Below are 316 nucleotides of genomic sequence, written 5' to 3'. Positions count from 1 at the left end.
CCTCCATTCAGTGTTACCTGAACTTCACCCTGGACATGGGTAGATCACCTGGTTTCGGGTCTACGACCTCATACTCATTCGCCCTATTCAGACTCGCTTTCGCTGCGGCTCCGTCTCATCAACTTACCCTCGCATGAAATCGTAACTCGCCGGTTCATTCTACAAAAGGCACGCCATTACCCATTAACGGGCTTTGACTACTTGTAGGCACACGGTTTCAGGATCTATTTCACTCCCCTTCCGGGGTGCTTTTCACCTTTCCCTCACGGTACTGGTTCACTATCGGTCACTAGGGAGTATTTAGCCTTGGGAGATG

General features: G+C 50.6%; 1 rRNA gene. It reads right to left on the bottom strand.

From position 1 onward, the window contains the following. Positions 1-316: ribosomal RNA gene (locus CVN76_RS02475) — 23S ribosomal RNA — on the bottom strand; the annotation flags it as partial.

It is taken from the genome of Bacillus sp. mrc49, from assembly GCF_002803435.1.
Note: the sequence above shows the minus strand (reverse complement) of the source record. Positions and strands in the feature narration are given on the sequence as shown.